Raw genomic sequence first — 6,780 nt, forward strand, 5'->3', positions numbered from 1 at the left:
GGTATGCGAATTAAATAAAAAAATTTTAGAACCAAATGCAAACCAATAAAATATATAGGATAAAGAAACAAGAATTAGATTTATAAAATTCTCATTTAAAAATAAAAGACTTAGTATTATACAAAATATTGTAAAACATATACAACTTAATACAAGTATTATAGAATTAGCAAATAAATTGTTATAGAGCAACAATAAATTTATATGTATCCTGCCAATAATAATAAAAATAATGCTTAATATTTGGCTTTTTATTATTATTCTTATTAATTTTGGAATAGTATTCATAATACTTCCTCTCTTGAAAACCAATAATTATTTAATTCTCGCGCGTATGGATTTTTTTCATATATTCTTTTAGCTTATTAAGATATTCTTCTTGTTTCAAGGTATAAAACTTCTTTAAATAATGATATACTATAATCAATCACAAACTTTGATAAGTAAATAACTCAATTATATTATATAAATATACATCAGACAAATTAAGAGGCGATTTTTTATGATATCTTTTAAAAAAATTTCAATCAATGAATCAATTTTTATTGCAAGTGCACTAAAATGGACTCTCTTATCTATACTAATAGGTTTAGTAGTTGGATCTTTTACAACATTATTTATAAAAGTTATAGTAATTGGCGTTGATTTTACATCAAAGTTTAAATTCTATTATATATTTCTTCCAATAGCACTCTTCCTAAGCAGTTTTATAATACTTAAACTTGCACCTGATGCAAAAGGTCATGGCACAGAAAAGGTTATTGAAAGTGTAAATAAAAATAATGGAAATATGAATATAGTTGTAGTTCCTGTAAAACTTTTAGCTACATTTATAACTATAATTTTTGGAGGTTCAGTCGGACTTGAAGGACCTGCAACCCAAATAGGTGGTGCAATTTCATCTTTCATAGGACAGATAATAAAAATGAATGTAATAGACAAGCGCCGTTTTGTGGTATGCGGAATAAGTGCTGGATTTGTGTCCGTGTTTAATGCTCCTGTAGGTGCTGCAATATTTGCCTGTGAAGTTTTATATATAGGGAAAATTTCATATATAGCTCTTTTTCCTTCCCTTGTATCTTCCTTCGTAAGTTATTACGTTGGACTATATATGGGAAATAAGCCTTTAATTTTTAATATAAAATATGTACCTATTAATCAAATAACCACATTTTTAGAAGTGTTTATTTTTGGCATTATCATTGGATTTTTAGCCATACTTTTTATAAAATTAATTAAGTATGTTGAAAAAGGGTTTAAGAAAATCAAAGTATATGCTCCATTAAGAGGAATTATAGGTGGTCTTTTAATAATAGGAGTAATTTATATGTTTAATTCTTTTCAGTCTCTTGGAATAGGTGATGGAACTATAAATAGAATTATTTCGGGTGAAAAATTCCGCAATTCTCTATTTATCAATAAATCATTAGTAACTGCTTTAACATTGGGATCTGGTGGAAGTGGTGGAATCTTAACTCCAATGCTTTTTATTGGCTCTTCATTTGGAAATGTATGGGGACAAATTACAGGTTCAAATGTGGCCTTTTATTCTGCATTAGGTATGGTATCATTTTTAGCTTCCTGTTCCAATGTCCCTATTTCTGCTATTATAATTGCCATGGAGCTTTTTGGAAGTCAAGTTGGAATATATGCAGCTATCGCAATAGGAATAAGTTATATAATAGTGGGACATGAAAGTATTTATCCGACTCAACTTATTATATATTCCAAAACACCATCTATATCAATTGATACGGATATGGAAATAAGTGATGTTAAAGAACAGAAAATATCAGGGAAAAAACATATATTAAAAAGATTTTTTCCTGGAAATTGAGTGTAAAAAGGTTAAATTGTAGAAACTCATAATATTGGCTATGAATACATAAATATAATAAACTTGAATTATTATAAAAATCATTATATAACATCTTTTGTAAGCACATTTTTAAGATATAAAGTTTGGGTATCATCATTTTTAGAAATATTATCCAATATACGATCTAAATATTTTTACCTAAAAAGCATAATATACTATTACTAAACCCTTTGATAACATTTCCTTCCTGTTTTAAATAGACAAGGTTATCTCCATAAACTGGATGGATGTATTTCACTTCTATTTTTTTAGCTTTAGTCGACTCACAAAGTTCTTTCAAAATAAACAATCCCTGCACAACAGGGTTTTCAGTAAGATGGATAGAATTTGTATCTCCCGTTACATGACTAAATTTCCTAATTTCTTCTTTTGAAAAATTACGCCATAATATCCAGTCATCTTGAATATTTTGTTTTTCTACAGCTTCTTTAACTTTTACATTCATCATTAAATACACTGTCAATGTTTCTACAATCTCATCTTCTATATATCCAGTGCATTTTATTATACAGAGCCTTCTATTGTTTTTCACAACTTCATTTTTATAAATTTCTTTATGTACTTTTGGCTTAAACTGTTGATATTTTACCTTGGCAATAAATCCACCATCATAAGAAATACTATCTATTGTTGAAAATGCCTTAAATAAATCTATCATTTTTTCCTCCTGGATTATAGTTATTACCATAATTTTACCAAAATAAATAATTAATAGCAATGCTAAAAGTCATCCCGGCTTTTCAACTCATATTTTACATAAAAAAATAGTACTGGTAATCACCAATACTTTACTAAGTACATTTAATATTATAATTAATCAGAAATATATATACATAAGTATATTAATCCGATTATAGTAGATGCTATGTTTCCCAATTCCAATTCAATCTTGTTGGATTTTATAAGACTTATTGAACCAAATAAAATAACCGCACCGGATATTATAACAATTGGACTCCCTAAAACCATATGAAATAGTCCACCAAGTATAACCAAGGAAAAGGCCAATATGCATGAAATTGCTGTAAATACATTGTCACTATTCTGTCTAATAATTTCTGGCATAATTTTTCTCTCCTTTTTAATTTATCTGTAATTATTATATCATATTTTTATTAATTTATCAATGGTTCACAATGGAATAGTTTTCATACAATAAAAAAATCAATATCTTCATTCAATAAATCTACGTATATCATACAGGTCTCTGACCACATTATAATTTTTATAAAGTTCTTTATTATGACTGTACTCTTTGTCATCTCTTGACATTAAAAAGGATTTAATCCCAAGTTCTATGGCACCATCACAGTTTTCCACAATATCATCTATAAATATACACTCTTTCGAACAGACACCTAATTCATCAAGAGCTGTTTTGTACATTGATTCATGGGGTTTGGTTACACCCTGTATTGAAGATATTATAAATGATGAAAAATACTCTCTCAAACCAGCTGTTACAAATACATTTTCAAGAGATGGCCAGGCATCTGATACAACTGCCAGTTTATATGTTTTACTCAATTTAGGTATTAATTCCAAAGCATCTTTAAAAAAAACATATTTTTTATAATTGTATACTAAATCCTTTGCAATACTTTGTACATCACTATCTTTCAATTTCAATTCCGGTAAATTCTTTGAAAATATACTGTAATAGTTAAAGAAATTTTCATACTCTTCCTGCTCGTTTACAATAAGATTGTGTGTTTTCATGTGTTTGCCGGCTTGCTTTATTGCCTCTTTCTTTTTTTTACAAGATATTGAATCAAATTTATCTTTATCTACATACCTGAAAAAATTAGGTGTTATGAGCCAGCTTCCAGTAACTGGCTCACTGAGCACTTTGCCTGAATCAAATAAAATTGCCTTTATTCCATGAATTTTTTTCACCAGATTCATCCCCTTTATTTTAACATTTTCAGCTTTATATTTCTCTCTTTAAATTATTTATTCTTTCCATATTCCCCTCTAAGAAGTTCAATTACAATATTCGATTTGAATTAGACATGATAATTATATCAGATTGCCTAAAAACTGTCTTTTAAATTCCACTATATGTGATTTTAATACCTATACTCAAGTTAACATTAATTGTATTTAATGATATAATTGGTAAATAAAAGTCGTTATGTCACCAACCCATCCTAACTATCCTTATATAATTCATATATACTCCTTTCAAGTGTCATTTTTATATAGTATTATACAGATTATTTACATTAATGTGAAATAAATTAAAAAGTAGAATGGAAAGGTAGAAAAAGATGAATAAAATATTAATTGTAGAGGATGATCCTGAAATCAATAAAATGGTACAAACCTTATTAAGAAAAAACAAATATGAATCAGCAGCTGCATTTTCTGGCACAGAAGCGCTTTTATTATTGGAAAAAGAGTCTTTTGATTTGATTTTACTGGACTTGATGTTGCCAGGATTAAGTGGTGAGGAAATTTTAGCGAAAATTAACCAACAATTCCAAATCCCTATTATATGTGTATCTGCAAAAGGTGATTTAGACACAAAACTTGGATTGATTCGAGATGGAGCAGATGATTATATAACAAAACCATTCAATAATGAAGAATTAATTGTAAGGATAGGAGCAGTATTAAGAAGAATAAATAAGAGTTCAACTATAGATAAAACCAGTGTATTTCAATTTAAAGATTTGGTTTTAGATAGTAGAAATCATATTGTAACTATTAATGATAAACCTATTGAACTCACTATGAAAGAATATTCTATACTAGAATTATTGATTAGTAATCCCAGAAAAGTATTTACCAAACAAAATATATTTGAAAGTGTCTGGTCTGAGAAATACATTGATGAAAGAGTAGTTACGGTACATGTTAGTAATCTGCGTAATAAATTGAAACATGGAGAAACATACATAAAAACAGTTTGGGGGATAGGATATAAAATGCAAGATAGTTAATTTATAAAACTTTATACTTTCTTTATAAATTCTAAATTCTATTTTAATACCTTTTATTTATTATTTAGACGTAGGGTTAAATAATACTTTAATTACAGAAAGTAGAGGGTAAAACATATGGGATTAGTATTACAAACTAATGGTTTGACTAAAAAATATGGAAAACAAATAGCTGTAAACAAAGTTAATTTGAATATTGAAAATGGGGATATTTACGGGTTAATAGGAAAAAATGGAGCAGGCAAAACAACAATTATGAAAATTGCCTGTGGATTGATTCATCAGAATGAGGGTAATATTGAACTGTTTGAAAGCATCAATTTAGAAAAAGGCAGAAAAAGAATAGGGTGTATTATTGAACATCCAGCGCTTTATCCTGGCATGACAGCAAGTGAAAACTTGATTTATTATGATAAACTGCTTGGTATTACAGACTATGGTAATGTAAATCAAGTTCTAAGCTTGGTTGATTTACAAAATACAGGCAAGAAGAAAACTAAATCTTTTTCTCTTGGTATGAAGCAGCGTTTATCCATTGCAATTTCCCTATTAGGTAATCCTGATTTTCTTATCCTGGACGAGCCTATTAATGGATTAGACCCTTCTGGTATCAAAGAAATTAGAGAACTATTATTAAAGCTAAATAGTGAAAATGAAATTACTATATTAATTTCCTCTCATATTTTAGGAGAGCTTGCCAAGATTGTAACAAAATATGGAATCATAAATAAAGGAGTACTTGTTGATGAGTTTCAAGCAGTAGAATTGGACGATCGCTGCAAAAAATGTCTTGCTATTGTAGTCAATGATTCTGAAAAAGCAGTCTATATTTTAAAAAATAACATTAAAAGTTCAAATTTCAAAGTATTTGATGAAGGGAAAATTTGTGTTTATGATTGCCTAGATATACCTGAACAGATTAATAAAGAATTAGTTGAGAATGGCATTCTAGTATCAAGAATCTGTTTAGAAGGAAATGATGTAGAGTCATATTTTGTAAAGATGATGGGGGGCAGTCAATAATGATGAATGTCATTTCTAGTGAATTCTATAAGATATTTAAAAGCAGAATTCTTTATGCTATATCTATTATATTCTTAACAATGAATGTTATTTCCTTTGCAACTTCCATTTCTCTTAAGCTAAAAGGAAAGATGTTGGGAACAGGAATTTCTAGTTATCAAGAATCCTATAGTGTAGATGCAATCTTCTATATCATCCTTATTTTTGTAGCTTATCTAATTACCTCTGAATATGCAAATGGTAGTATACGACAAATGGCCTGCCATGGAATAGCCAGATGGAAATTAGTTGTTGGACAGTATATAGCTATATCTTCTGTTATTACAATAATTCTATTGGGTTTTGGAATTCTAAATTTATTATTAATTACAACATTATCTGAATTAGGAAGAGTTGATGCAGCTGCATTTATTCGAATGAATGTTGGAATAATATGTATGTTTTGGGGTATCACAGGAATTGGTATTTTCTTATCTTATTTATTAAAAAACGTAGGTATTACAATTATAGTTTCTATTCTATTAGTGGCAAGTAAAGATTTCATAGTAAATTTGTTTGCTTTATTAATAAAAAATGAGGTTTTTAAAATATACACTCTTACAAATATGCGTAATACTATAATTAATTTCAATTCAAAGCCAGAGGATGTTGTTAAGTATTCAATTGTATTTTTAATAATTGGAGTTGTTACCGGATTAACCCCTTCATTTTGGACAAGAGCTAATTAATTCTTCACTTTTCTCATAATTACACCTTTACTTCAATATTAGATAATTTACCCTCAGAACAAAGTTGATGAAATTCATAAGGAGCCATATATTTTAAGCTGGAATGCAGTCTTCTTTTATTATAGAAATCAATGAAATTGTTTACTATTTCATATGCTTCTGCATAACTTTGAAATTCATTGATTTTAAAACATTCATCTTCAAG

8 protein-coding genes are annotated in these 6,780 nt (G+C 28.0%); 4 read left to right on the top strand and 4 right to left on the bottom strand.

The features are described from left to right. Positions 1 to 502: 502 nt before the first annotated feature. Positions 503 to 1,837 (top strand): chloride channel protein, encoded by a 1,335-nt coding sequence (locus tag KM800_RS08115; protein WP_217812620.1) that lies wholly within the window; start codon positions 503 to 505, stop codon positions 1,835 to 1,837. Positions 1,838 to 2,003: 166 nt separating this feature from the next. On the opposite strand, the gene KM800_RS08120 is transcribed toward KM800_RS08115, so the two are convergent. The 3 genes from KM800_RS08120 to KM800_RS08130 form a co-directional block, all read right to left on the bottom strand. Continuing rightward, a complete protein-coding gene (locus tag KM800_RS08120; RefSeq protein ID WP_217812621.1) occupies positions 2,004 to 2,537 on the bottom strand; it encodes a hypothetical protein in 534 nt (177 codons plus the stop codon). A 155-nt stretch (positions 2,538 to 2,692) separates the two neighbouring features. Continuing rightward, positions 2,693 to 2,944, bottom strand: coding sequence for a hypothetical protein (locus KM800_RS08125; protein WP_217812622.1), 252 nt, complete (start codon positions 2,942 to 2,944; stop codon positions 2,693 to 2,695). 108 nt (positions 2,945 to 3,052) lie between these two features. Beyond that, positions 3,053 to 3,775 (bottom strand): HAD-IA family hydrolase, encoded by a 723-nt coding sequence (locus KM800_RS08130; RefSeq protein WP_330655569.1) that lies wholly within the window; start codon positions 3,773 to 3,775, stop codon positions 3,053 to 3,055. Positions 3,776 to 4,149: 374 nt separating this feature from the next. On the opposite strand from KM800_RS08130, the gene KM800_RS08135 reads away from it, so the two are divergent. The 3 genes from KM800_RS08135 (at position 4,150) to KM800_RS08145 (ending at position 6,575) form a co-directional block, all read left to right on the top strand. After that, positions 4,150 to 4,824 (top strand): response regulator transcription factor, encoded by a 675-nt coding sequence (locus KM800_RS08135; RefSeq protein WP_217812624.1) that lies wholly within the window; start codon positions 4,150 to 4,152, stop codon positions 4,822 to 4,824. Positions 4,825 to 4,941: 117 nt separating this feature from the next. After that, a complete protein-coding gene (locus tag KM800_RS08140) occupies positions 4,942 to 5,847 on the top strand; it encodes an ABC transporter ATP-binding protein (protein WP_217812625.1) in 906 nt (301 codons plus the stop codon). Further along, positions 5,847 to 6,575, top strand: a complete 729-nt coding sequence (locus KM800_RS08145; protein ID WP_217812626.1) for an ABC transporter permease — start codon at positions 5,847 to 5,849, stop codon at positions 6,573 to 6,575. Before KM800_RS08140 ends, KM800_RS08145 begins: the two co-directional genes overlap by 1 nt. Positions 6,576 to 6,594: 19 nt before the next feature. Here the strand turns inward: KM800_RS08145 and KM800_RS08150 are convergent. Next, the coding region (locus KM800_RS08150) for an IS3 family transposase (protein WP_217812627.1) at positions 6,595 to 6,780 on the bottom strand (186 nt) is incomplete at its 5' end.

The sequence above is a fragment of the Clostridium tyrobutyricum genome (genome assembly GCF_019144085.1).
GTDB lineage: Bacteria > Bacillota > Clostridia > Clostridiales > Clostridiaceae > Clostridium_B > Clostridium_B tyrobutyricum_A.